This is a genomic window from Mesorhizobium sp. B2-4-12 (assembly GCF_006441575.1).
Taxonomy (GTDB): Bacteria; Pseudomonadota; Alphaproteobacteria; order Rhizobiales; family Rhizobiaceae; genus Mesorhizobium.
The window spans coordinates 54,078-78,988 of record NZ_VFVC01000005.1; the positions used below are offsets into that span (position 1 = coordinate 54,078).

The window sequence follows — 24,911 nt, forward strand, 5'->3', positions numbered from 1 at the left end:
CGTTTCTTTCCGACGGGTTCGGGCGCTCGCAAGATTGAGGGATCATCATGCGCTTCAAGACCATGGTTGCCATTCTGCAGAACGAGCAGGATGCCGAGCGCGTGCTCGACTGTGCCATTCCGCTTGCCAGCCGCTTCGAGAGCCATCTGATCGGCATCCATGCCGAGGCGCTTCCTGTACCCTACACATCGGCAACCGGGTTCCCGGATACCGAGTTCTTGCAGGTCTCGGCCGACATGAACCGCGAGCGGGCCAACAAACTCCAGGCCGTCTTTCTCAGGCGTATCGAGGATTCCGGCCTCTCCTTCGAGTGGCGCAGCCTGGAGAGCTTTTCCGGCGACAGCGCGCTGACGGGCATTTCAAGCGTGCGCGCCGCCGATCTCATCATAGCCGCCCAACGCGAGACCGGCGGCGACCCCAGTGCCGACGTCGATACGCTGGTCTATGACGCCGGCCGGCCGGTCCTGGTGGTCCCCCACGCCGGCCCGCTGGTCACCACCTTCAAACGCGTGCTGCTCGCCTGGAACGGCAGCAAGGAAGCCGCCCGCGCCGCCTTTGACGCGCTGCCCTTCATCATCGAGGCCGAGAAAACCGACATACTGGTCATCGATCCGCCCGATACGCTCGACGAGAGCCCGGAGGCCGCCGGTGCCGAAATCGCCTCCGCCCTGTCACGCCACGGCGCCACCGTCAGCGTCTCGGTGCTGAAATCGGGCGGCACGTCTGTCGATGACATGATCCAGAACAGGGTCGCCGAAAGCGGTGCCGATCTCCTGGTTCTTGGCGCCTACAGCCACTCCTGGCTGCGTCAGCTTCTGTTCGGCGGGGTGACGCGCACGGTCCTCCGCACGGCGCAGGTGGCGGCCTTCCTGTCGCGATAAGTCCACAACGATCGCTGGTGGCCACCCTTGCCAAACCCAAGGGTTTCCAGTTAATTCCGCGCGCATTCCCCTGTTTTCTTGCACGCGGTCCTCGCGTGCTGCGGAGTGCGCGAGACATGTCCCTTCCCGAAAAAGCCTTCCCGGTCTCCTGGGACCAGTTCCATCGTGACGCCCGCGCGCTCGCCTGGCGGCTTGCCGGCACCAACAAGGGGCAATGGAAGGCGATCGTCTGCATCACGCGCGGCGGATTGGTTCCAGCGGCGATCATCTCGCGCGAGTTGGGCATCCGCATCATCGAGACGGTCTGTGTCGCCTCCTATCACGACTATACCAGCCAGGGGCAGTTGCAGGTGCTGAAGGAAGTCACGCCGGCGCTGCTTGCCGATGATGGCGCCGGGGTGCTGATCATCGACGACCTGACCGACACGGGCAAAACCGCCGGTATCGTGCGGGCGATGATGCCCAAGGCCCATTTCGCCACCGTCTACGCCAAGCCCAAGGGCAGGCCCTTGGTCGATACTTTCGTCACCGAGGTCAGCCAGGACACCTGGATCTATTTTCCCTGGGATATGGGCTTCACCTATCAGAAGCCGATCGCTGACGATCACGCCGGCTGATTCGGAACGGGCGCTTTTTCCAGTTTAAGCCGTCACCAGCGACAATATTTGCCTGCGCGGCCAGGCCCGCGGAGGCAGAATGTCCTGTGAAATCGACCTTTGTTGAGGGAACCGGCCAGCCTGATCAAAGTTTTTACTTTTATTGGTCACGATTAGTCGTAGAATCCGTGAGGCGGCAAACGATTCTGGAGGCTGGGGCTAACTTCTCCGATGTTGATAAGGCCAACGACGCACAACCATCTGGCTGAACGGGTCCAACGGCTCTTTGGTATGGCTCCATGCCGCCTGCAGGTTGCCGCCCTGCCCTGGCGCAATGTGGGGAACGGTGTCGAGATCATGCTGATCACCAGCCGTGACACCGGCCGCTGGGTGCTTCCCAAAGGCTGGCCTGAGGCCAGGGAGCCGCTCTGCGAGGCGGCCGCACGCGAGGCTGGCGAGGAAGCCGGATTGCGCGGTAGCGTCTCTCATCTCGAAGCCGGCCGCTACTTCTATGCCAAGGTGCTGGCCTCCGGCGAAGAAGTACCCTGCGAGGTGCTGGTGTTTCCGCTGCATGTCGACAAGATCGCCGACCGCTGGAAAGAAAAACACGCCCGCACCCGCAAATGGGTCAATTCCAGCGAAGCGGTGCGCATGGTCCATGAACCCGACCTGTGCCAGATCATCGCCTATTTCTGCGCCGACCCGCACAAATTTTCCTAGACCGCCGCCGGCCTGTGCCGCGTGCGCCACGGCGGATTCACACGCCTGTGATGTGCCGCATGAATGGTTTGCTAATTTTTCTTCGCTAGGAAGCGGCCAATCTGGCGTTTGATCGATGGCGAAACCTGTAGACCCACTTCAGCAAGACCCGGGCAAGCCCAAGCGCGAGCGCCGCCCTCGCGTGCTCAAGGGTGCAAGCATCATCACCGGGTCCCATTCGGAAGTCGCCGTTTTGCTGCGCAACCAGCATGCGGGCGGCGCCGAACTGAAAATACCGCTCGAGGCCCGGATTCCCGATCGCTTCCTTCTTTACGTGCCGCTCGACGGCGTCGGCTATCGCTGCGAGGTCCGCTGGCGCCGCAAAGACAGGATTGGCGTGCAGTTCACCGGCACCGAGCCGAAACCGAGGTTGCATTACGGCTGAACCACGATTTGCCCGGCGCCTCCCAACGTCGGCAATTCGCAAACCGGCGACCCAGACGACCATCGCGGCGGCGCATTTCTATCCCCGTTATCCACATGTGTGACACACAAGATGTTGGGGTCACAAAAGCTACGCAAACGAATCCTTGACGGCGCAAAACGAGTCGCCTTTTATAGGCCATGCGCTCCTGTTGAGAGCGCGACCGGAAAGTTCTGAGCCCGGTCTTTTTCCCGGATTATGTGTGTTTTTTTCCCGCATTTCCGCCTGTTACGAGGCCGGCGGAAGCGTTGGGATTGTGGGGCATGGGGCGACGAAAGGGAGAATTGTCGGACTGGAATAAATTGTCTGTTAATACTATATTTAGTGTTTGCAGGTAGGTTCGGCGCTAGATAGTGTGAATTTCCCTCGATCGAGGGAATCGAAAAATTCAGTTTCGAAGGACCCGCAAGGTCGGTTGGCAGCCTCGGCAAGCGCCTGGCAAGGCGTCTTGTTGCGCGCGCGGCAGCAGCTTGCGAAGAGGAGATGCCGGCATTGTTCGCGATGCCTGCAAACGGCGGACTGTGCTTTTCGCATTTGGGGCAGAAATCCCCTGACGAAAGCGCTATATATAGACAAAAGGGACAGGACCAATGCGCATCGAGCGTCGTTTCACCAAGCCGGGGCAATCTGCTTATGCGGAGATTGAATTCCGCAAGGCGCTTTCCGAGATCAAGAATCCGGATGGCTCGGTGGTGTTCCGCTTGGACAATATCGATGTGCCGGCGCAGTTCTCCCAGGTGGCGGCCGACATCCTGGCGCAGAAATATTTTCGCAAGGCTGGTGTCCCCGCGCGGCTGAAGAAGGTCGAGGAGAACGACGTCCCCTCCTTCCTGTGGCGCTCGGTCGCCGATGAGGCCGAACTTGCCAAGCTGCCGGAAGTCGAGCGCTATGGTTCCGAGATCGACGCCCGCCAGGTCTTCGACCGTCTGTCCGGCACCTGGACCTATTGGGGGTGGAAAGGCGGCTACTTCAAGTCGGAAGACGACGCGCGCGCTTTCCGCGACGAACTCGCCTACATGCTGGCCACCCAGCGCGTGGCGCCGAACTCGCCGCAATGGTTCAACACCGGCCTGCACTGGGCCTATGGCATCGACGGTCCGAGCCAGGGTCATTTCTATGTCGACCCCTTCACCGGCAAGCTGACCAAGTCGAAATCATCCTACGAGCATCCGCAGCCGCATGCCTGCTTCATCCAGGGCGTGCAGGACGATCTCGTCAACGAGGGCGGCATCATGGACCTTTGGGTGCGTGAGGCGCGCCTGTTCAAATATGGCTCCGGCACCGGCTCCAACTTCTCGCTGCTGCGCGGCGAAGGTGAAAAACTGTCGGGCGGCGGCCGTTCTTCCGGCCTGATGAGCTTCCTGAAAATCGGCGACCGCGCTGCGGGCGCCATCAAGTCGGGCGGCACGACGCGCCGCGCCGCCAAGATGGTCATCGTCGACGCCGACCACCCCGATATCGAGGAATTCATCGACTGGAAGGTCAATGAAGAGCAGAAGGTCGCCTCGCTGGTGACCGGCTCCAAAATCGTCAAGAAGCATCTCGAAGCCATCATGAAGGCCTGCGTCAACTGCGAAGGTCAGGATGACGATTGCTTCGACCCGTCGATCAACACCGCGCTGAAGCGCGAGATCAAAGCGGCCAAGAAGTCGGCCGTGCCGGAGAACTACATCTACCGCGTCATCCAGTTCGCCAAGCAGGGCTATACCTCGATGTCGTTCAAGACCTACGACACCGACTGGGATTCGGACGCCTACCTCACCGTTTCGGGCCAGAACTCCAATAATTCGGTGTCGCTGAAGGACAATTTCCTGCGCGCCGTCGAGCAGGATGGCGACTGGCAGCTGACCGCCCGCAAGGACGGCAAGGTGCTGAAGACGCTAAAGGCCAGGGATCTCTGGGAAAAGATCGGCTACGCCGCCTGGGCTTCGGCCGATCCCGGCCTGCATTTCAACACGACGATGAACGACTGGCACACCTGCGCTTCGGCTGGTGCGATCCGGGCCTCCAACCCGTGTTCTGAATACATGTTCCTTGACGACACGGCCTGCAATCTCGCCTCGATCAATCTGCTCCCTTACCGCAATGCCGACGGCACGATCGATATCGCCGCCTACGAGCATACGGTCAGGCTGTGGACCGTCGTTCTCGAAATCTCCGTCATGATGGCGCAGTTCCCGTCGAAGGAGATCGCCAAGCTCTCCTACGACTACCGCACGCTCGGCCTCGGCTATGCCAATATCGGCGGCCTCTTGATGACCTCGGGCATTCCTTACGATTCCGACGAGGGCCGTGCCATCTGCGCCGCGCTGACCGCGATCATGACCGGCGTCGCCTACGCCACCTCGGCGGAAATGGCCTCCGAGCTCGGCGCCTTCCCGGATTATGACCGCAACGCCCAGAACATGCTGCGCGTCATGCGCAACCATCGCCGCGCCGCCTATGGCGACAGGGACGGCTACGAGAAGCTGGCTGTCAATCCGGTGCCGCTGGTTGCCGCCGATCTCAAGCAGCAGGCGCTTGCCGAGCATGCCAAAGCCGCCTGGGACCGCGCCATCGAGCTTGGCGAGGAGCATGGCTACCGCAATGCGCAGGCGACCGTGATCGCGCCGACCGGCACGATCGGCCTGGTCATGGATTGCGACACCACCGGCATCGAGCCCGACTTCGCTCTTGTGAAGTTCAAGAAGCTCGCCGGCGGCGGCTATTTCAAGATCATCAACCGCGCCGTGCCGGAAGCGCTGCGCACGCTCGGCTATTCCGAGAGCCAGATCGCCGAGATCGAGGCCTATGCGGTCGGCCACGGCAACCTCAACCAGGCACCCGGTATCAATCCCGGCTCGCTCAAGGCCAAGGGCTTTACCGACGAGAAGATCAGCGCGCTCAACGCGGCGCTGAAGTCGGCGTTCGACATCAAGTTCGTCTTCAACCAGTGGACGCTCGGTGCCGACTGGGTGAAGGAGACCTTTGGCTTCACCGACGAGCAGCTCAACGACTTCTCGTTCGAGATGCTGCCGGCAATGGGCTTCTCCAGGAAAGACATCGAGGCAGCCAACATCCATGTCTGCGGTGCCATGACGCTGGAAGGCGCGCCCTTCCTCAAGGCCGAACACCTTGCCGTGTTCGACTGCGCCAGCCCCTGCGGCAAGATCGGCAAGCGCTCGCTGTCGATCAACAGCCACATCCAGATGATGGCCGCCGCACAGCCTTTCATTTCCGGCGCCATCTCCAAGACCATCAACATGCCCAACGATGCGACGGTGGAGGACGCCAAGAACGCCTACATGCTGTCGTGGAAGCTGGCGCTGAAGGCCAACGCGCTCTATCGCGACGGCTCGAAACTGTCGCAGCCGCTCAATGCCTCGCTGCTCGCCGATGGCGAGGATGACGAGGACGAAGCGGTCGAGCAGCTGATCGCGGCGCCGCAGGCGGCGCGGGCGGCGCAGATCACCGAGCGTATCGTCGAGCGCATCATCGAGCGCGTGTCGCGCGAGCAGGAGAAGCTGCCCGGTCGCCGCAAGGGTTATACCCAGAAGGCCAAGATCGGCGGCAACACCATCTTCCTGCGCACCGGCGAATATGATGACGGCCGCCTCGGCGAGATCTTCATCGACATGAACAAGGAAGGCGCGACGCTGCGTGGCCTTCTCAACAACTTCGCCATCGCGATTTCGCTCGGCCTGCAATACGGCGTGCCGCTCGACGAATATGTGCATGCCTTCACCTTCACCAAGTTCGAGCCGGCCGGCATGGTGATCGGCAACGACGCCATCAAGAGCGCGACGTCGATCCTCGACTACGTGTTCCGCGAACTTGCGATCTCCTATCTCGGCCGCAACGACCTCGCCCATGTCGACCAGTCGGACTTCTCCAACACCGCACTTGGCCGTGGCATCAGCGAAGGCAAGACCGACGCCGTTTCCAAGGGACTGACACGCGGTTCGCCGGTGAAGCTGGTTTCCCGGGTGAGCGGCAGTGAGCCTAAGGGCTTTGCCGGCTCCGCCTCCGGCACCCCTACCCGCTCGGCGCCGTCGGCCTTCTCCGGCTCCAACGTGCTGGCGTTGAAACCGGCGAGCGACGAGGCAATCGCCTACAAGCGCGACTATGAGGAGCGGGCCAAGGAATTGGCCGAGGACATGGCCTTCGAGGAAGCCGCCGACGCTGCCTCCGAGGCCTCCGGCGCCGCGGCCCTGTTCACCGACGCGGCCGCCAATGAAGCAGCCGAGGCGAAGAAACTCGCCGCCGACCGCCGCGCCAAGTCACTGCTTCAGGGCTACACCGGCAATTCCTGCTCCGAGTGCCAGAATTTCACCATGGTGCGGAACGGGACGTGTGAGAAGTGCGATACTTGTGGGGCGACCAGCGGGTGCAGCTGAAACCCTTTGCCTCCTTATGGTCCTCCTGACGCGTCACTGAATCTCGCTCAACGTCAAGGTAGATCGCTCATTCGACACACGATGTCTGCTCACCTCTGGCGGTAAGCCGAAAAACACAATCTCCGGGCGCTTTCCGCGCCCGGGAATGCCCTATACCTAACCACGTTTCTCCCAGCGACCTCGACCTCCGCTTTGGCGCCGGCAACGCCGACTGCTGGTATCTCGATGACGATAGCCTGGCGCGCGCAGGGCATGTCATGCGGCAATTCCCGCATCTGGCCGCACGATTTCGGCAAACCCCTCTCGCCACGAGGCATGGCGCGGGCTCCAGCCGAGCTCTGACTTGGCCCTGACGTTGGATCCCGCGCGCGATTCCGTCATCATGACGACGAGATGGCCGCCGGCCGCGAGCTCCGGCGTGCGTTCGCTCTTCGAAGCCCCCAGCGCCTCGTCCATCTCGGCCTCGAGCACCTCCTGCATCACCGCGCGGATCACTTCGTGCGGCCCATCCAGGTTCGATAGCAGAATGTCTTTGACGGCAGCGCTGGCAGTCAGTCTTGGTCATGGTGGCGTTCCTTCGCGGGAATCAGGTGACGTTGAACATCACCAGTCTGCCATGACCGCCTCTCTCGGCAAAATTTGCTGAACTCTCAGCACATTATCCTGACTTACCGATCTGTGCAGGGGCGCGAATCTGGTGTCTACTTGGCAAGCGCTTACCCTGAAGCCTCTCGCCCAACAGGCGCCCGACATCTGTCCGTGCAGTGATTGAGATCGTCCATTGCCACCGGACCAAGGTCTTGGTTTTTGCAAAGCAAAGGTCTGACATTTCCATCCAGACTTTGTCCTTAGCCGTCAGATATTCCGTACTCTGGCAAATCGGCATATAAAGCGCGCCACGGGGGGAAACAACTCTATGTTCATTGACTATTATGAAATTCTCGAAATTAGCCCGAATGCCAACTCGGAAACGTTAGAGCGGGTATTTCGTTACTTTGCCATGCGCTACCATCCCGACAATCAAGACACCGGCGATGAAGCACGCTTTAGCGAAATCGTGGAAGCCCATAACATCCTGAAAGACCCGGTCAAACGCGCTCAGTACGACATCAAGTACAAAGACCACTTGAAGCTTCGCCGCGAGCTGATTGAGGAAACCGGCAATAATAAAGGTATAGAGCGTGACGTCGTAATTCAGGCAAAACTTCTCTCGCTTCTTTACGTCAAACGCCGACAAGACGTCAATGATCCTGGCATTGGCGATACAGAACTTGAACGCCTGTCAGGCTGCCCCCGTGAGCATCTCGAGTTTCATCTCTGGTATCTGAAAGCAAAAGGCTGGATAGGTAGGGTCGAAAACGGCACCTTCGCGATTACCGTGGAGGGCATCGATCGCGCCAATGCCGAACACCGTCGTGAGCCCGCCATCCGACTATTGGACCGCGACGTCCGTGGCGCATGAACCCTTTGCTGCTGCAAAGGATCCGCCGTTCCATTGACGGCAACGGCGGTCCGTCCTGGGATAGTGGGTAGTCGGCGCGCCCGCGCGAGAACAGCGCGACCTGGAGGGAACCAGTGGAAGTGCCGCGCGTTCTCGCCGCATGCTCAAGAAGATCGCCTTTGCCGCCGTTCTGATCCAGGTCGCCGCCTTTTCGGCTCTCATAACCCAGACGGTTCTTTTCGCGTCATCCACCACCACCCACGCGGCGAACGTAGCGCCTGGCGAAGCTGTTGCGGCCGTAGACAGAGAATGCGCCCAGGCAATGTGGCCCAATATTCCGGATCATTGTCTAAGGCGGATTGAGGCGACGAGGCCGATTGCGATAACAATCCTGCGGACGGCCGCGCAATAACGACCCGGCAGGGTAAGGCGGCGGACCGTACACCCCTTGACCACCAAGGCCCATGCCCGGCAGACCGTGGCCTACGCGCCGACCAGCGGCACGGTAACGGTCGTCGCGTAGTTGATCGGGAAGGCGCTGAAATAGGGAAAGTCGATGACGAAGGCATAGCTGGCGGTCAGATGTGCCATGCGGAAGCCGCCACTCGCCGGATCCATGACGATCGTGACGACGACATCCTTCAAACCCAGGGCCTGAAGTTTCTGTGTAGCGATAGCCTGGATGTCGGCCTGGGTCAGCGTGTTCTGAAGCTGCAGCGAGCGTGCGGACATCTCCAGCGTATAGCGAACGCTGGATACGGAGTTCATCGACCAGCCGAAGGCGAAGATGCCAAACAAAAGCATAATGAGAAACGGGGCGATCAGTGCGAATTCCAACCCGGCACCGCCCGATCGATCCCGCCTGAACGCGGCTGCCATGACGCAATTCCAGGAAAAGTGCGAAGCGGTTTTCCGTCCGGAATTGCGCAGAAACAAAGAGTTAGAGCGGGTCAACGATTCCATCAAACGCTGAACCGCTCTGACGCAATTCCAGGAAAAGTGCGAAGCGGTTTTCCGTCCGGAATTGTGTCCAAGCAAGCACATAGTGCGGGCCTGCGTTTCCGCGAAACGAAGAACGGCTCTAGCGGACACGGATCACCTCCAGGTGGCCGATGACGCTGGACGTGGAAAAGACGCCGAAGGTGAAGGGCGGCACCCAGGTGGCCGACGCCTGGATCTGGACATAGACCGATGGCGCCTTGGGCCCACTGCACAGGGTGGCGGCGTCGACCACGGTCGCCCCGCACATGTAAATCCGGCTTAGCGTGACCTGGCCATCCGCCGGCCGCTTCTCCCAACTCGAAATGGCAACGGCCTGGGTCGCCGTATCGTTGGTCGATCCTGCCATGACCAGGTTCGCGGCAGTCTTGACGCCGGCGCGCATCGACAGTGAACTCGTCACGTAGGACCAGCCGTCGAGGATGCCGAGCAGCGCAACGCACAGAAAGGGCAGAACCATTGCGAACTCGACGGCCGCAGTGCCCGCCTCATCTTTAAGATACGAGATCGATCGACGCTCCACGGCAGGCTACTCGACCAGCGCCACGGACTGCGTGGCCGGAATATCGTGCAGGCCAAGGCTCGTGCAATCCTGATTGACGGTTGAGTTTCCGGACCATTGGATCGTGTTGGCAACGACCTGGGTGCAGCCGCTGTTGCCCGAGAAATTGCCGAGATAGCTGACCTGCTGTTTTGGAAAGTAGATGGCCCCAGTCAGTAGCGAGTCGGCCGTGCCGTTGAAGGTGCTGGATGCGCTGTTACCTGTCCTGTCGCCATAGAACAGAACGCCTGAATAGGTGCCCGAAGTCGGCGCACTGAGCTGCACAGAGGCATTGCCATTTATGCTGACCGTCGAACTGCCCGACATGAAGATGGTCACCCCGGTGCCAGTGATGGCCGCGTTGGCGTTTATTTTGAGATTGCCCTGAACGACATAGACGCCGGGCTGGAGTGCGACGCTGCCGCTGAGACTGAGCCCATTACAGTACGTACCCGGCGCCAGCGTCGCTTTGTTGCTGTTCTGGCAGGGGTTGGTGGCCGCAGGAGCCGGCAGGCCGGCGAATGGATCGGCGGCAGGCAACGCCTGGGTGATCGGGGCTGCGCAAACTGTCGTGACGGGGTTATTGAGAGAGACGCCGCCCGCCGTTATTAGGCAATCGGCCTGGAGGCCTGCCGAACCCTGGAGCTTGATGGCATCCGAGGCGATCGAATTGGACATCACCGAGCAACCGGTGAACTTCACGCTGGTGTTGCCTGAAAACAGCGCAGCCTGCGATGCGGATGGATCGAGCGCTAGCACGCAGGCCTTCGAGGCATTGGTGATGAGCGCCACCGCCCTCGCCTGTTCGGGAACCTGGCCCCGCGTAAAGATCGAGGTGAACATCCGATCGAGGTTCTGGCTGACGATGACCTCGACCGCTTTCTTCGCCGTGTTCGGTCCGGACGCTGGCGGCGTGTTGACGACAATCGTGCCGGAACCCAGCCCATTGGAGGCGGCCGATTGGGTCGCGGCTGCGGTGATCGTCGGCTTGTCGGACCCCGAGATTTGTTCGAGCGCGCCGGCATAGGCCGCGGCGTCGGCCGTCGCCTGAAGTTTGAGGCTGTTGTAATACCAGTAGGACGTCTCGATACCGAAACCCGCGGCGCCGACGACGATCGGTAAGGTCAGGGCGAAGATGGTGGCAACATTCGCGCTCGTACCCCGGCGTATACCGTCCGCTATAAGCCGAATTCGGGTGAAGCGTTTGAAAGTCATGAGAAATTAGAAGACATGCACATATGAACGAACGGCTAAAAAGTTCGGTTCATTTTTTGATCGATGGCTTATTGGCCTCAAAAAGAAAGAATTTTCGTCGGCCGATCGGCGCACGATAGGACTTTTGTCCAGCAAACTTGGGACCAAGGTCCGACAGACGACATTATGGCATGGCCATGCTTTTCGAGCGGGACAGCCGTCACGAAGGCAAGATGCGGGCAGTGAAGGCGAGTCTCAGAGCTGCCAGCCTGGTTCGTAGCGACGCCGTCCCCCTACCAGTTCACCCTGAACCCGACATTGCCGCCATAGGTCTGCACCCGGTCGGCGAACTTGCCATCGAAGCTGGCGAAGACGGATGTGTTGGAGCCCAGTTCAGCTTGACGCCGGCGTTGACGGCGACCGCGTCCTCGGCAGCGCTAGCGCCCTGGACGACGAAGGCATAGCCCGGCGCTGCCTGGAAGGTGGGTTCCACCGAGCGGTCCGGCTTGAACTCATGCTGCCATGCCGCGCGGCCCCAGGCCTGCAGCGTCGTCGTCCCGCCGACGGCGACCGTCGTGTCGAGCTGCAGGCCGAGCGAGACCGGCAGCGAGATAACCGTGCGACTGTCGAAGTCGAGGCCGAGCGCTCCGTCGCTGGCCGACTTTTCTGAAAAGGCCTGCATCGACAGCGCCTGGAATTGCAGCCCGGCGAACGGCGTGATGGCGCCGGCACCGATCGGCTGCCGCCAGCCGGCCTCGAGGCTGGTGCCGAAGCCGGCGCTCATGAAATCACCGGTCCAGTGCTCCCTCGTGATCGCCGGCACGGGATTGAGCGGACCGGATGCGCCCGGAACCGAGGTGAAGCGGTCGGTCGTGTTGCTGTAGAGATCCATCGCCAGCGAGCCGTTGATGTAGAACTGGCCCCATTTGCGCGCACCATAGGCTCCGGCATGGCCGCCGATGATGTTGCCCGAAGTCTCGCGGTCCGGCACCGAGAAGGATCCCGCGATGCCGCCAAGCGCGAAGCCCATCAGCGTGTCGGGATCGCCCTGCGAGTCGAGGCCGACGGCGAAATTGCCGGACCTGTAGCCAAGCGCGGCGCTGCCGACCATCGGATCGCCGGAAACCGCGCCGGAATTGCCGCCCGCGGTTTCGTGCGCTATCGTTGCAAATAGCGTGAAGTTATCGGCGGTTGGATTTACTTCAGGCCGAAAGAACTGGTGTCGCTTCGGCGATCGTGCCCGCCGAAAGTTCTCTCTGTACGGCAAGGAAAAACCTGCGTACTTCGTCACTGGCTGCCGCCCTGTCCCTGCCGGATCCGACGACGAGATCAACCAACTCGACCGCTTTTGCCCTCCAGAAGGAGGTGGCGGTCTCGCCGTGCAGATTGCCGAGATTGGCTGCAACTTCTTTAACCAAGAATAGCTGACGGTCGATCGGGAATGCACGGACTTTTTTTGGGGACATCTTCCGAACCATGAGACTGACGCAACGAATCAACCATTGCTGAACAAACAATGGCCTAGCCGCGAAGATGGAAACGGAAGCTTAACGCCGCCATCGAGACGATCCGGTCGCCGGATCGTCATGTGCAATCAAGTCGAGCTGGTGTGATCGGGATAGACGGAGCGGACCTCAGGCCTGCAGCACCCTGGCCTCACCGCCACGCTTGCGCGGCGCCATCATGTCGCTGGCCATCAGTCCGGTGACACGGCAGAACGCCATGAATGCTCGGCAGGCATCCTCGGTCTTGACTACATCCACCGTGGCGCCGAAGCAGGCATTGAAAGCCTTTTGATAAACCGGTCCCTGCCGGCGTGCCGGCCAGTCCTGGAGAAAATCGAGCGCCTGCTCGACGCTGTAGATCTCCTCGACGGGCAAGCCGGATCCTGGCGCGATCCGCACCGGCACCTCGAATTGCAATCTGTCCATCTGACATCTCCCGAACTGGCGTCGCCCCAAGCAACGCCGTTCGTCGTCAAAAGTTGCTTTGGCCTGTTGGTGCCACGCAAATGTGTCGTCACTGCGGAAGCGACCGTTTTGCCGCAACGGGCGGACGAAAGACCTACCGGCGCCGAGCGGCCCGGCAGGTCTCCCCATATATCCCGGGCGGCGTGATCACTGGTTGGCCGGGTCGGTCTCCGCGTCGAAGGCCATGCGCACCACGGTCAGCAGAACATACGCCGACGGCAATGCGAATAGGACGCCAAGGACAAGCGCTCCGGCTCCGGACAAATAGAGCGCCTCGGCGATCGCCCAATAAACGGTTCCGATGCAGATGAGCGCCTGGACGGAGAGGAATGAGGCGGCCGAAGCCGCTCGCGACAGGCTTTTGAATGTCTTGATCCGTTGCATTGAATTGATCCGGAAATGACGCGCCGCGCCACCAATGCTCGGCTGACGGCCGCCGCACGGGTCGCGACACGAATGGCATGGGAAATGATTGTGAAACCTGCGGTCCTGGACCGCTCAGACCAGCGTGGACGGCGGCGCGCGCGGCTGGTTGCTGCTGATGCTGGGCGCGCCCCCATGGTCGGCAATAAATACGGCGGGTAATATCGGATCGAACCGAAAGAAGGCAGCTTGCGGCGCCGGCAGGGCCGGATGGCCGCTGGCGGATTTGGCCAGCACCGGCCGGGCGCCGCGAACCTCCAGCGCCTGCGCCTTGTTGGTGACACGCAGCAGCGCCGCCGCCTCGCCCGACCGTTCCAGACCAACGCTGGCGCCGCCCTGTGCAGGGTCCGCGAAGATGGGCACATCAGGCCGGCCGAGGCACAGCATCGCCAGCAGGACCAGGCCCATCAGACATGAGCAGGCTGCCGTCAGTAGTGCTTCAAGCGATCTGGCGCACTTGCGTGAAGGAGGCGATCTCCAAAACATAACCCGGCCTAACCCACGATGGGCGGAAAGGAAAGCAAGCCGTGCAAAACCGAGCAGAGATCACCCCGACCAGACGAATATCCCGCCCACTCGGCCGGCATCAGGCAGTTCTTCCTTGAACCTTTTGCCCCCAAGTGCCAAATCTGGGGGACTTTCACGCCAGCACTCCTGCAGCGCCCCACCTTCTACACGGACAAAATGGTCACCTATCTCGACGCCGCCACGGCACCGCTCAGAAATACCGGCCAGATCCGCCTCTATGGCGAGGAAGGGTTTGCCGGCATGCGCAAGGCATGCGACCTCACCGCGCGCTGCCTGGACGAGCTGGTGCCTATGGTCGCTCCCGGCGTCACGACCGATACCATCGACCGTTTCGTCTTTGAATTCGGCATGGACCATGGCGCGCTGCCAGCGACGCTCAATTATCGCGGCTATACGAAATCGTCCTGCACCTCGATCAACCACGTGGTCTGCCATGGCATTCCAGACAACAAACCGTTGAAGGATGGCGACATCGTCAACATCGACGTCACCTATATCCTCGATGGCTGGCACGGCGACTCCTCGCGCATGTATCCCGTCGGCACCATCAAGCGCGCCGCGGAACGCCTGCTCGAGGTCACCCATGAATGCCTGATGCGCGGCATTGCCGCGGTCAGGCCGGGTGCCCGCACCGGCGCCATCGGCGCCGCCATTCAGACCTATGCCGAGGCGGAACGCTGCTCGGTGGTGCGCGACTTCTGCGGCCATGGCGTCGGCCAGCTGTTCCATGATGCGCCCAACATCCTGCACTATGGCAACGCCAGTGAAGGCGTGGAAATGCGACCCGGCATGATCTTCACCATCGAGCCGATGATCAACCTCGGCCGGCCGCATGTGAAGGTCCTGTCGGATGGCTGGACGGCGGTGACGCGCGATCGCTCGCTGTCGGCGCAATATGAGCACACGATCGGCGTGACCGACGCGGGCTGCGAGATTTTCACGCTCTCGCCCGCAAAGCTCGACCGCCCCGGCCTGCCGGCCTGATATTTTGACATGTCGGGCGGCTGTTTGCCCGATCGATTGCCGGATGCGGGGGCGCATGGGGAAAGTCAGCGACGACGACGAGCGGAGTTTCTTCTCCGAGGTGCCGGCACCACCCGCGCCGAAAGCCAGGCCGGTGCCCGAGGAGAAACCACACTATCTCGGCCATCGCGACCGCCTGCGCGAGCGCTTTGCATCCGCTGGTCCGGATGCCCTGCCCGACTATGAACTCCTGGAACTCCTGCTCTTCCGCCTGATCCCGCGCGCCGACACCAAGCCGGCCGCCAAGGCGCTGCTGGCGCGCTTCGGCACTTTGGCCGAGGTGCTTGGCGCGCCCGTCAACCTGTTGCAGGAGGTCAAGGGTGTCGGCCCGGCGGTGGCGTTCGACCTGAAGGTCGTCGCCGCGACAGCGCAGCGCATGGCGCGCGGCGAAGTCCATGGCCGCGAAGTCCTGTCGTCCTGGACGCAGCTTCTCGCTTACTGTCGCTCGGCCATGGCGTTCGAGGCACGCGAGCAGTTCCGCATCCTGTTCCTCGACAAGAAGAACGCGCTGATCGCCGACGAAGTGCAGCAGACCGGCACTGTCGACCACACACCCGTCTATCCCAGAGAAGTGGTCAAGCGGGCGCTCGAACTGTCGGCGACCGCGATCATCCTGGTGCACAACCATCCCTCCGGCGACCCGACGCCCTCACGCGCCGACATCGAGATGACAAAGGAGATCGTCGACGCCGCCAAGCGGCTGGGCATCGCCGTGCACGACCACATCATCATCGGGCGAAAAGGCCATTCCAGCATGAAGGGTCTGCTGCTGATCTAGCGCATGTGGCTGGCATGGCGCATCGGGCCGCGGCCAGGCTTTCAACAATTCAGCGCGTTTCCCATAAACCAGCCCACAACTTCTGCCTTGCCGCTGGGGGTGATGGCTAGGACCATCGTCCGGCCAGTATGGGACTTCAGTACAGCAGCAGTTTTACTGCACCGATTTTGAAGCAATCTCAGGAGGTTACGGCGTTTTCTGGATGCGGCCAACGGATTGGAAACACATTTAGCCAAAGTTTATTCTGTACTTTTAGCAATTTCTCACACGAGGCTTGTTCTAGCGGTTGGGCGGAGTGGCGATTCCCGAGGAGAGACACCATGACAAACCGAAAAACTCTGTTCGCGGTACTTGCCGCATTGGCGCTTCTTGCGTCCCCGGCGCTCGCCGGCAACGGGCATGGCAATGGCGGGGGCAATGCCGGCGGCAACGGCGGCGGCCAAGGCAACGGCGGCGGCAAGGGTAATGGCAATGGCAACAGTGGCGCTTCGCATGGCAAGTCTGCGTCGGCTCCAGGGCATGCGGCCAGGACGGAAACGGACACAACGACCGACACCACGGTCGATACGACTCAGGTCGCGTCCGTGCCCAACGACAAGAACATACATGCCAAGCTCGGCCGGCTGAACTCGCTGCAGCGCAATATCAACGCTTACATGAATTCCAAGAGCAAGAAGTTCGCTGCCATTCAGGCGTATGTGACACAGTCCGCGAAAGCCAAGGTCGCCCAGGCCGCGGCTGACGCGGCGGCCGCGACAGCGGCCACAGCCCAGACCCAACTGGATACACTGAACGCGCAGCTGACCGCGCTGCAGGCGGATTCGTCAGCCACGACTGCCCAGATCCAGGCTGTGAAAGACCAGATCACCGCACAGCAGGCCATCGTCGACGCCGACAATGCGGCGGCGGCCCAGGCCGAGGCGGCAGCCACCGCGGCGGCCGTCGGCACCGATCAGACATCGCATGACGCAGCACTGGCGGGTATGGCCAACAAGCCCGTCGATGCCCAGGTCAGTGCCTGGGCCCAGGGCGTCCTTGCCGGCAAGATCGATCAGGCGGCCGCCACGATCCAAGCGGGGACGACGCCGTAGCGCATCGCGCCCGAAGTGGCGATAGCCAGCCAAGAAACATGCCGCCGGGCCTTCCCCCGGCGGCATTGCCGTTTCTGGCCCTTGGGAAGAAAACTGGCCAAAGAAGTCCGTCTGCCGCTGTCCCGCGCACCTGTCCCGCCGGACATCTTCCCACGAAATCGGAGATACTTTTCCGCCAGCGCAAGCGCGAAAACCGTCGCCAACCCTGATGGTTGAAGATCCTCCCGTCCTTCGACCCGGTTGATGGACAACCCGGCGCCCGACGCCGTCGTGTGCCGATACCGGGATGACCATGGAGATTGTCGATCCGGCCAAGCGGCAAGACATTACCGCATGACCAGATCATCGTTGGGCGGAGAAACGCCATTCCATGATAAAGGACCTGGTGCCGACCTGGGGAATTGCCGGTCTCGAAGGGCAAAAGCTGCATTTTTTCCCGTCAAGATAGTCGGCTCTGGAATTGCGACCCCAAATCGAGCTATGATGCGGCTGGTATTTTTCGGGACGGCTTCGCGCCCCTGGAATGCCGGAGGGACGGGACATGGCCGTAGCGCTTGTACTCGTTTTGATTGTAGTGGGCTCAGTGTCGTTTCACCTCCTGAGCCCATGGTGGTGGACGCCGATTGCCTCGAACTGGGACTATATCGACAACACCATCATCATCACCTTCTGGATCACCGGCGTCGTCTTCGCCGCCGTGGTTCTATTTATGGCCTATTGCGTCTTCCGCTTCCGTCATCGGGAAGGCAACCGGGCTGCCTACGAACCGGAAAACAAGCGGCTCGAATCGTGGCTAACGATCGTCACCGCGGTTGGGGTCACGACGTTACTGGTTCCCGGCCTGTTCGTCTGGAGCCGGTTTGTTACCGTTCCAAGCGACGCGACCGAGGTCGAGGTCATTGGCCAGCAATGGCAATGGAGTTTCCGCCTGCCCGGCAAGGATGGCAAGCTCGGCACGTCGGAGACCCGCGACGTCAGTGCCGATAATCCGCTGGGGATCATCCCCGGCGATCCCAATGGTCAGGACGATGTCGTGGTCGAAGCCGCTGATCTGCATTTGCAGGTCGGCAAACCGGTCAAGATGCTGCTTCGCTCCATTGATGTGCTGCACGATTTCTTTGTGCCGGAATTCCGCGCCAAGATGGACATGGTCCCGGGCTCGGTCACCTATTTCTGGTTCACCCCGACCAAGACCGGAACCTTTCAGGTCCTTTGCGCCGAACTTTGCGGCCAAGGGCATCCTTTGATGCATGGTGTGGTCGTCGTCGACACGCAACAAGACTACCTGGCCTGGCTTGGTCAGCAGCAGACTTTCGCGCAGCTGTCGGCACCCCAGAAAACGGGCTCGGCGGACCAGGCATCGGGCACGACGGCGTCCGGTTTGAACGTTGCAGCAAAGCTCGAAACGGTCGGGTCTCGCTGAAAAGAACACGGAGTGTTCCCATGGTCGACATCACGCCAGCAGATGGAATCCCACCGGCCGAAGTCGCGGAAGTGGAACTCTACCATCCTCACAGCTGGTGGACGAAATACGTCTTCTCGCAGGACGCAAAGGTCATAGCCGTCCAGTATTCGGCGACAGCAACGGGAATCGGCCTGGTCGCCCTGGTGCTATCCTGGCTTATGCGGCTGCAACTCGGCTTCCCCGGTACGTTCAACTTCATCACCCCGGAAGCCTATTATCAGTTCATCACCATGCATGGCATGATCATGGTGATTTACCTGCTCACCGCCCTCTTCCTTGGCGGCTTCGGCAACTATCTGATCCCACTGATGGTCGGCGCGCGCGACATGGTCTTTCCCTATGTCAACATGCTGAGCTACTGGATCTACCTGCTCGCCGTGCTGGTCCTGGTGTCGAGCTTCTTTGCGCCCGGCGGACCGACTGGGGCCGGCTGGACGCTCTACCCGCCGCAGGCCATTATGAGCGGCACACCAGGCGGCCAGGACTGGGGCATCATCCTGATGCTCTCCTCCCTGATCCTGTTCATCATCGGCTTCACGATGGGCGGCCTGAACTACGTGGTGACCGTGCTGCAGGGCCGCACGCGCGGCATGACAATGATGCGCCTGCCGCTGACCGTCTGGGGCATCTTCACTGCGACCGTCATGGCGCTGCTCGCCTTTCCGGCGCTGTTCGTTGCCAGCGTGATGATGCTGCTTGACCGCGTCCTGGGCACCAGCTTCTTCATGCCGGCAATCTCAGAGCTGGGCCAGCAACTGCAGCACAATGGCGGCAGTCCGATCCTGTTCCAGCACCTATTCTGGTTCTTCGGCCATCCCGAGGTCTATATCGTGGCGCTGCCGGCCTTCGGCATTGTGTCCGACCTGATCAGCACCCATGCCCGCAAGAACATCTTCGGCTACCGGATGATGGTCTGGGCCATCGTCGGCATCGGTGCGCTGAGCTTCGTGGTCTGGGCGCACCACATGTATGTCAGCGGCATGCACCCCTATTTTGGCTTCTTCTTTGCCACCACGACGCTGATCATCGCCATTCCGACAGCCATCAAGGTCTACAATTGGGTGTTGACCCTGTGGCGCGGCGACATCCATCTCACCATACCTATGCTCTTTGCCCTGGCCTTCATCGTCACCTTTGTCAACGGCGGGCTGACCGGGTTGTTTCTCGGCAATGTCGTCGTCGATGTTCCACTGTCCGACACGATGTTCGTCGTCGCCCATTTCCACATGGTCATGGGTGTCGCCCCGATCCTCGTGGTTTTTGGCGCGATCTACCATTGGTACCCGAAGGTCACAGGCCGGATGCTCGACGAGACGTTGGGCCGGTTCCATTTCTGGGTCACGTTCCTCGGCGCCTACCTGATTTTCTTCCCCATGCACTATCTCGGCCTGATGGGCGTGCCGCGGCGCTACGCTGAACTGACCGACATGACGATCATGACCGAGTCGGCCCGCCACCTGAACTCGTTCATCAGCATCATGGCGTTCATCGTCGGCTTTGCTCAAATGGTGTTCCTGTTCAACCTGATCTGGAGCATCCGGCACGGCCGCGAGGCCGGCGGCAATCCGTGGCGGGCTACGACCCTCGAATGGCAGACGCCGCAAACACCGCCGGCCCACGGCAATTTCGGCAAGAACCTGCCGATCGTCTATCGCTGGGCCTATGATTACAGCGTGCCGGGCGCCAAAGAGGATTTCATCCCGCAGAACATGCCGGGCTCCTTCGGCCCATCGAGGGAGCCGGCATGAGCGTCATCATAGTCTTCCTGTTCGTCGTCGCCGGCTTTGCCGGATGGTGGCTTTCACATCAGGGGCTGATGTCGAAGCCATGGCTCGAGCAAGGTCTGGCCGGGGATGTTGTCGCCCTCAACCGGTCAACGCTGCCAACCGCCAAGATCGGCCTCGGCGTCTTCCTCGCCGTCGTAGGCTGTCTTTTCGCGCTCTTTACCAGCGCCTATTTCATGCGGATGGCGGTGCCAGACTGGCAGCCGCTGCCGCTGCCGCGGCTGCTCTGGTTCAACACCGGCGTGCTGGTCCTGAGCAGCATAGCCCTGCAATGCACCTCGGTCGCGGCGCGCAGGGGCCAGATCGACACGGTCAGGCTCGGCCTTGCCACGGCCGGGCTGACTGCGCTCGCCTTCCTGATCGGACAGCTCATGGCATGGCGGCAGCTGACCGCCGACGGCTATTTTCTGGCCTCCAATCCGGCCAACAGTTTCTTCTACCTGATAACCGGCATGCATGGCCTGCACATATTGGGAGGGCTGGTGGGTCTGGGCAGAACCACCACCAGCGCCTGGACTGGAGCGCGGCCGGAGCGGCTTCGCCTCGGCGTCGAGCTATGTGCCATGTACTGGCATTTCCTGCTTTTCCTCTGGCTTGCCATCTTCGCCCTGCTGGCCGGCTGGGCCGCGACGTTCGTCGACATTTGCCGGCTGTTGCTGACCTAAGGGGATCAAGCGCATGGCACAGACACTGACACATATCGGCCAGACGGAGCCACGGCCAGCAGGCTGGCGAGGCATTGCCGCCGACTGGTCCTCGGATCAGCGCGCGTTCAAGAACGTGTCCTGGGGCAAGGCCATGATGTGGATCTTCCTGCTCAGCGACACCTTCGTATTCGGCTGCTTCCTGCTCTCCTACATGACCGCGCGCATTTCCACACGCGTGCCGTGGCCCAATCCGAGCGAGGTCTTTGCGCTCCGTATCGGCGGCTCGGATATCCCGCTGATCCTTATTGCCATCATGACCTTCGTGCTGATCTCCAGCAGCGGAACAATGGCCATGGCAGTCAATTTCGGCTACCGCCGCGACCGCCGCAAGACGGCAATTCTCATGCTTCTGACTGCCGCACTCGGTGCGACCTTTGTCGGCATGCAAGCTTTCGAATGGACCAAGCTGATCACCGAAGGGGTGCGGCCTTGGGGCAATCCCTGGGGTGCCGCGCAATTCGGCTCATGCTTCTTCATGATTACCGGCTTCCACGGCACGCATGTGACCATCGGTGTGATCTTCCTGATCATCGTGGCGCGCAAGGTCTGGCGCGGAGACTACGACATCGGACGGCGCGGCTTCTTCACCAGCCGCACGGGTCACTACGAGAACGTCGAGATCATGGGGCTGTACTGGCACTTCGTCGATCTGGTCTGGGTATTCATCTTCGCATTCTTCTATCTTTGGTGAGAGGCAGACATGGCTGAAGTAACCGCAAACGGCCTCGGGCAAGACGCACTTCACGCCGCGCACGAAGCGCCGGCGACTCGCATCGCCTATACGGAGGTTCACCAGGAGCACCCGATCAAACTCTATCTGGTGGTGTGGGCGTGGCTGTTCATCCTCAGCACCTGCTCCTACTTGGTCGACTATTTCGGCCTCCACGGCTATCTCAGATGGTCGCTGATCCTGATTTTCATGATCCTCAAGGCAGGATTGATCGTCGCCGTCTTCATGCACATGGCTTGGGAACGGTTGGCTTTGGCGTATGCCATCATCTTGCCGCCAATATTGGTCCTGGTGTTTGTGACAATGATGGTCTTCGAAGCGGATTACACGCTTTTCACGCGGCTGGCGTTTTTCGGAGCCGGGCCCTGACGCGAACCATCAGCAGCTGGTCCATTTTTTGTATCCGAAACGAATTGGGAGAATAATTTCCCTCGTTTCCCCACGCGTCATGAACTCCGGCAAAAGGGAGGCCAAGATGACGATCGCAGCCAGACTGAAGGATTTTATCGACCAGAAGGGAATCTCATACGACACTGTCGCCCACCATCGCACATCCACCAGCAGACAGGCTGCCATTGCCGCGCATATACCCGGCAGCATAATGGCCAAATCGGTGGTTGTTCACCACGAGCTCGGCTATGCGCTGGCCGTGGTTCCCAGCACGCACAGGATCGAACTCGGCACATTGCAAGACGTCATGGACAAGCGTCTCGGGCTCGCCTCCGAAGACGAGGTGATTTCGCTCTTCGGTGATTGCGACACCGGTGCCATCCCGCCGATCGGCGCAGCCTACGACGTGCCGGTGATTGTCGATGAGAGCCTTGGCGATGCCGCCGACATCTACTTCGAAGGCGGCGACCACAGAACACTGGTGCATGTCAGCGGCAAGGATTTCCGCAACCTGACCATGGGCGCGCACCAAGCCCGCTTCAGTCACCGGGCTTACTGACGGCTCGATCAAAACTCGCCCCGGCACCCTGGCCGGAGCGATGCGAAACTTCCTCAACTCGCCGGTCTGGCGGGCGGCTCCACAACCTTGCGGTAGACATGCCAGGTGGCGTGACCGAGGATCGGCAGCACGACGGCGAGCCCGACGAATACTGGCAGCGAGCCGATGATCAGGCCGACGGCCACGATCAGCCCCCAGACGGCCATCACGATCGGGTTCGCCAGGACCACGCGCACCGAGGTGTGGATCGCTTCATAGGCGCCGACATCGCGATCAAGCAACAATGGGAAAGCGATGACCGTCGTGCACAACACCACCACAGCGAAGATGAAGCCGATGGCATGTCCCAGGATAATCAGCGTCCAGCCACGTCCGGTGGCGAATATTGCGTTGATGAAGCTGGATATCGATTCCGGCGGAGCCGGGCCGAAAAGGTATTGGTAGAACATCTGCGCCGTCAAAAGCCAGGTGATGAAAATCGCAAACAGCATGATCCCGACCGCCGCGATGGCCGGCAGCGCCGGAGAATTCCTGACCTCGAATGCATGCCGCCAGGAGGTGTCGAGTCCGGCCTCCCGTCTACGGCTGATTTCATAGAGGCCGATCGCCGCGAATGGGCCAATCAGCGCAAAACCAGAAACCAGCGGAAACAACAACGGCAAAGCATTGGCGCCTGAAGTCCAAGCGGCGAGCACGACGCCCACGAGCGGATAGATCAGGCAGAGAAAGACGATATGCGATGGTTTGACCATGAAATCATCGACGCCCCGTTTGAGCGCGTCGAAAAGGTCGGAAACACCGATTTTCCGAATTTTGGTATGTTCCAGCGTCTCGCTGGCGCCTGCTATCACATGAAAGCTTGCCATGACCGTTCCTCCAGACCGGGTCCGGAAGGTCGCGGTTTTGGCGGTGCTGTCGTCTGCGTGACTGGCCACACAAGACCGCGACCTACACCGCCATCAACATACTCTCTTGCGCGGGGCTTGTCGCCCGTTGTTGGCAAGGATAGGAGGACCGAGCGGCTCGGCTGCCTCTGGCGGCCCTTCTTCGATATGCTTATGCAGCGCCGCGCACCCTTTTTTACGCACGCAAAGACGCTGTACCACTTGGATTGGCGCATGATCCTTTCCCAACCGCAGGTCGGCGAAGCAAAATCGATCCGATCGCGACAGCTCTATAAGCGTCTTTAGCACGGCACGTGCCGACCGGCCGCCGGAGAGCGGTTCGCGAGCGGCGATCTGCGCTCAAACTCCGGCTGAGATCAAAGTGCGCGTGACAATGGTGTCGGCAAGCAGCGCGGCGAAGATCACGAAAAGATAGAAGATCGAATAGGCAAACAGCGTCTTGGCGGGTTTCAGTTCCTCTTCGGGAGCGGCCAAAAGCTTCCAGGCGTGCCAGATGAAAGCGGCGCCCAATGCGGCCGAGGCAATTCCGTAGTAGCCACTGGCGAATCCGAAGAGCCAGGGCAGCACGCCGACCGGCGCCAAAAGCAGCGCATAGGCAAGGATCTGCCTTCGTGTTGAAGCAGGGCCTGCCACATTCGGCATCATCGGAATGCCGGCAGCGGCGTAGTCGCCAACCTTGAACAGCGCCAGCGCCCAGAAATGCGGCGGCGTCCACAGAAAGATGATCAGAAACAGGATAAGGCTTTCAATGCCGATGGCGCCAGTTGCGGCGGCCCATCCAATTATCGGAGGAAGGGCGCCAGCCGCGCCGCCGATGACGATGTTCTGCGGCGTCGAGCGCTTCAGCCACATCGTGTAGATGACGACGTAGAAGAAGATGGTGAAGGCAAGCAGCGATGCGGCAAGCCAGCCCACCAGTACGCCGAGCGTCATGACCGAAAGCCCGGAAAGCACAAGGCCGAAGCCGAGAGCTTCGCCCGGCGTGACGCGGCCCGACGGAACCGGCCGCCTTGATGTGCGCGACATCAACGCGTCGATGTCCGCGTCGTACCACATGTTGAGGGCCCCCGCCGCTCCCGCTCCGATCGCAATCGCGCCGATTGCAATCACGGCAATGGCCGGATTCATCCCGCTAGGCGCCACCATCAGACCGACGAAAGCGGTGAATACGGCAAGCGCCATGACCCGCGGCTTCATAAGCGCGAAGAAATCACCCGCCGTCGCTTCCGAGGGGCGGATGACGGTATCGTCGAGGCGGCTTTCCCCAGTCGACATCTCAGACCACCGATCGAAGCGGGCAAGCTGGGCCATGATCCCGAACTGAACGCCCGCGCAAGCGAGAACTGG

At 61.1% G+C, this 24,911-nt stretch carries 25 protein-coding genes and 1 pseudogene; 15 read left to right on the forward strand and 11 right to left on the reverse strand.

Features of this window, described 5'->3' with window-relative positions; genetic code table 11:
• The first annotated feature begins 47 nt into the window (after window positions 1–47).
• The 5 genes from FJ934_RS04840 to FJ934_RS04860 all read left to right on the forward strand — a co-directional run bounded on the left by FJ934_RS04840 (window position 48) and on the right by FJ934_RS04860 (window position 7,036).
• Window positions 48–881, forward strand: coding sequence for a universal stress protein (locus FJ934_RS04840; protein WP_140607520.1), 834 nt, complete (start codon window positions 48–50; stop codon window positions 879–881).
• Between the two features lie 116 nt (window positions 882–997).
• Complete coding sequence (gene gpt, locus FJ934_RS04845) at window positions 998–1,498, forward strand: xanthine phosphoribosyltransferase (RefSeq protein ID WP_140607521.1); 501 nt, start codon at window positions 998–1,000, stop codon at window positions 1,496–1,498.
• A gap of 210 nt (window positions 1,499–1,708) precedes the next feature.
• A complete protein-coding gene (locus FJ934_RS04850; RefSeq protein WP_140607522.1) occupies window positions 1,709–2,197 on the forward strand; it encodes an NUDIX hydrolase in 489 nt (162 codons plus the stop codon).
• Window positions 2,198–2,312: 115 nt separating this feature from the next.
• The gene (locus FJ934_RS04855; protein ID WP_140607523.1) at window positions 2,313–2,621 is read left to right on the forward strand and encodes a PilZ domain-containing protein; all 309 of its coding nucleotides are present in this window, start codon (window positions 2,313–2,315) and stop codon (window positions 2,619–2,621) included.
• 629 nt (window positions 2,622–3,250) lie between these two features.
• Window positions 3,251–7,036: a vitamin B12-dependent ribonucleotide reductase gene (locus FJ934_RS04860; RefSeq protein WP_140607524.1), complete on the forward strand. Its 3,786-nt coding sequence runs from the start codon at window positions 3,251–3,253 to the stop codon at window positions 7,034–7,036.
• Window positions 7,037–7,447: 411 nt separating this feature from the next.
• On the opposite strand, the pseudogene FJ934_RS04865 reads toward FJ934_RS04860, so the two are convergent.
• Window positions 7,448–7,591: pseudogene (locus tag FJ934_RS04865) on the reverse strand (transposase); the annotation flags it as partial.
• A gap of 361 nt (window positions 7,592–7,952) precedes the next feature.
• Here FJ934_RS04865 and FJ934_RS04870 point away from each other — a divergent pair.
• Window positions 7,953–8,498, forward strand: a complete 546-nt coding sequence (locus tag FJ934_RS04870; RefSeq protein ID WP_140607525.1) for a J domain-containing protein — start codon at window positions 7,953–7,955, stop codon at window positions 8,496–8,498.
• Window positions 8,499–8,960: 462 nt separating this feature from the next.
• On the opposite strand, the gene FJ934_RS04880 is transcribed toward FJ934_RS04870, so the two are convergent.
• The 8 genes from FJ934_RS04880 to FJ934_RS04915 form a co-directional block, all read right to left on the reverse strand.
• Complete coding sequence (locus FJ934_RS04880) at window positions 8,961–9,356, reverse strand: TadE/TadG family type IV pilus assembly protein (protein WP_140607527.1); 396 nt, start codon at window positions 9,354–9,356, stop codon at window positions 8,961–8,963.
• 202 nt (window positions 9,357–9,558) lie between these two features.
• Entirely contained in the window at window positions 9,559–9,999 is a 441-nt protein-coding gene (locus FJ934_RS04885; protein WP_181165519.1) for a TadE/TadG family type IV pilus assembly protein, read from the reverse strand.
• A gap of 6 nt (window positions 10,000–10,005) precedes the next feature.
• A complete protein-coding gene (locus FJ934_RS04890; RefSeq protein ID WP_181165520.1) occupies window positions 10,006–11,232 on the reverse strand; it encodes a pilus assembly protein TadG-related protein in 1,227 nt (408 codons plus the stop codon).
• A 280-nt stretch (window positions 11,233–11,512) separates the two neighbouring features.
• Entirely contained in the window at window positions 11,513–12,322 is an 810-nt protein-coding gene (locus tag FJ934_RS04895; protein ID WP_140607528.1) for an autotransporter domain-containing protein, read from the reverse strand.
• Window positions 12,323–12,413: 91 nt separating this feature from the next.
• A complete protein-coding gene (locus tag FJ934_RS04900; protein ID WP_246671434.1) occupies window positions 12,414–12,728 on the reverse strand; it encodes a DUF6074 family protein in 315 nt (104 codons plus the stop codon).
• Window positions 12,729–12,845: 117 nt separating this feature from the next.
• Window positions 12,846–13,142, reverse strand: a complete 297-nt coding sequence (locus tag FJ934_RS04905) for a DUF982 domain-containing protein (RefSeq protein WP_140607530.1) — start codon at window positions 13,140–13,142, stop codon at window positions 12,846–12,848.
• Between the two features lie 186 nt (window positions 13,143–13,328).
• The gene (locus tag FJ934_RS04910) at window positions 13,329–13,565 is read right to left on the reverse strand and encodes a hypothetical protein (protein WP_140607531.1); all 237 of its coding nucleotides are present in this window, start codon (window positions 13,563–13,565) and stop codon (window positions 13,329–13,331) included.
• A 114-nt stretch (window positions 13,566–13,679) separates the two neighbouring features.
• Window positions 13,680–14,012 carry a hypothetical protein gene (locus FJ934_RS04915; RefSeq protein ID WP_140607532.1) on the reverse strand — a complete coding sequence of 111 codons (333 nt, stop codon included), beginning with the start codon at window positions 14,010–14,012 and terminating at the stop codon, window positions 13,680–13,682.
• 276 nt (window positions 14,013–14,288) lie between these two features.
• Here FJ934_RS04915 and map point away from each other — a divergent pair, with 276 nt between their 5' ends.
• From map to FJ934_RS04960, 9 genes are all read left to right on the forward strand, one after another.
• The gene (gene map, locus FJ934_RS04920) at window positions 14,289–15,116 is read left to right on the forward strand and encodes a type I methionyl aminopeptidase (protein ID WP_140607533.1); all 828 of its coding nucleotides are present in this window, start codon (window positions 14,289–14,291) and stop codon (window positions 15,114–15,116) included.
• 55 nt (window positions 15,117–15,171) lie between these two features.
• Entirely contained in the window at window positions 15,172–15,933 is a 762-nt protein-coding gene (gene radC / locus FJ934_RS04925) for a DNA repair protein RadC (RefSeq protein WP_140607534.1), read from the forward strand.
• Between the two features lie 320 nt (window positions 15,934–16,253).
• Window positions 16,254–17,024 carry a hypothetical protein gene (locus FJ934_RS04930; protein ID WP_140607535.1) on the forward strand — a complete coding sequence of 257 codons (771 nt, stop codon included), beginning with the start codon at window positions 16,254–16,256 and terminating at the stop codon, window positions 17,022–17,024.
• 541 nt (window positions 17,025–17,565) lie between these two features.
• Window positions 17,566–18,447 carry a cytochrome c oxidase subunit II gene (locus tag FJ934_RS04935; protein WP_140607536.1) on the forward strand — a complete coding sequence of 294 codons (882 nt, stop codon included), beginning with the start codon at window positions 17,566–17,568 and terminating at the stop codon, window positions 18,445–18,447.
• Window positions 18,448–18,467: 20 nt separating this feature from the next.
• Window positions 18,468–20,237, forward strand: coding sequence for a cytochrome c oxidase subunit I (gene ctaD / locus FJ934_RS04940; protein WP_140607537.1), 1,770 nt, complete (start codon window positions 18,468–18,470; stop codon window positions 20,235–20,237).
• Window positions 20,234–20,938, forward strand: coding sequence for a cytochrome c oxidase subunit 3 (locus FJ934_RS04945; protein ID WP_140607538.1), 705 nt, complete (start codon window positions 20,234–20,236; stop codon window positions 20,936–20,938). The genes ctaD and FJ934_RS04945 overlap by 4 nt, the downstream gene beginning before the upstream one ends.
• A 13-nt stretch (window positions 20,939–20,951) precedes the next feature.
• Window positions 20,952–21,671 carry a heme-copper oxidase subunit III family protein gene (locus FJ934_RS04950; RefSeq protein ID WP_140607539.1) on the forward strand — a complete coding sequence of 240 codons (720 nt, stop codon included), beginning with the start codon at window positions 20,952–20,954 and terminating at the stop codon, window positions 21,669–21,671.
• A 9-nt stretch (window positions 21,672–21,680) separates the two neighbouring features.
• Entirely contained in the window at window positions 21,681–22,079 is a 399-nt protein-coding gene (locus FJ934_RS04955) for a cytochrome C oxidase subunit IV family protein (RefSeq protein ID WP_140607540.1), read from the forward strand.
• A 106-nt stretch (window positions 22,080–22,185) separates the two neighbouring features.
• Window positions 22,186–22,659 (forward strand): aminoacyl-tRNA deacylase, encoded by a 474-nt coding sequence (locus FJ934_RS04960; protein WP_140607541.1) that lies wholly within the window; start codon window positions 22,186–22,188, stop codon window positions 22,657–22,659.
• A 53-nt stretch (window positions 22,660–22,712) separates the two neighbouring features.
• On the opposite strand, the gene FJ934_RS04965 is transcribed toward FJ934_RS04960, so the two are convergent.
• Window positions 22,713–23,525: a DUF2189 domain-containing protein gene (locus FJ934_RS04965; RefSeq protein WP_140607542.1), complete on the reverse strand. Its 813-nt coding sequence runs from the start codon at window positions 23,523–23,525 to the stop codon at window positions 22,713–22,715.
• A 378-nt stretch (window positions 23,526–23,903) separates the two neighbouring features.
• On the reverse strand, window positions 23,904–24,839 hold the full coding sequence (locus FJ934_RS04970) for a heme o synthase (protein ID WP_140607543.1): 936 nt from the start codon (window positions 24,837–24,839) through the stop codon (window positions 23,904–23,906).
• Between the last annotated feature and the right edge of the window lie 72 nt (window positions 24,840–24,911).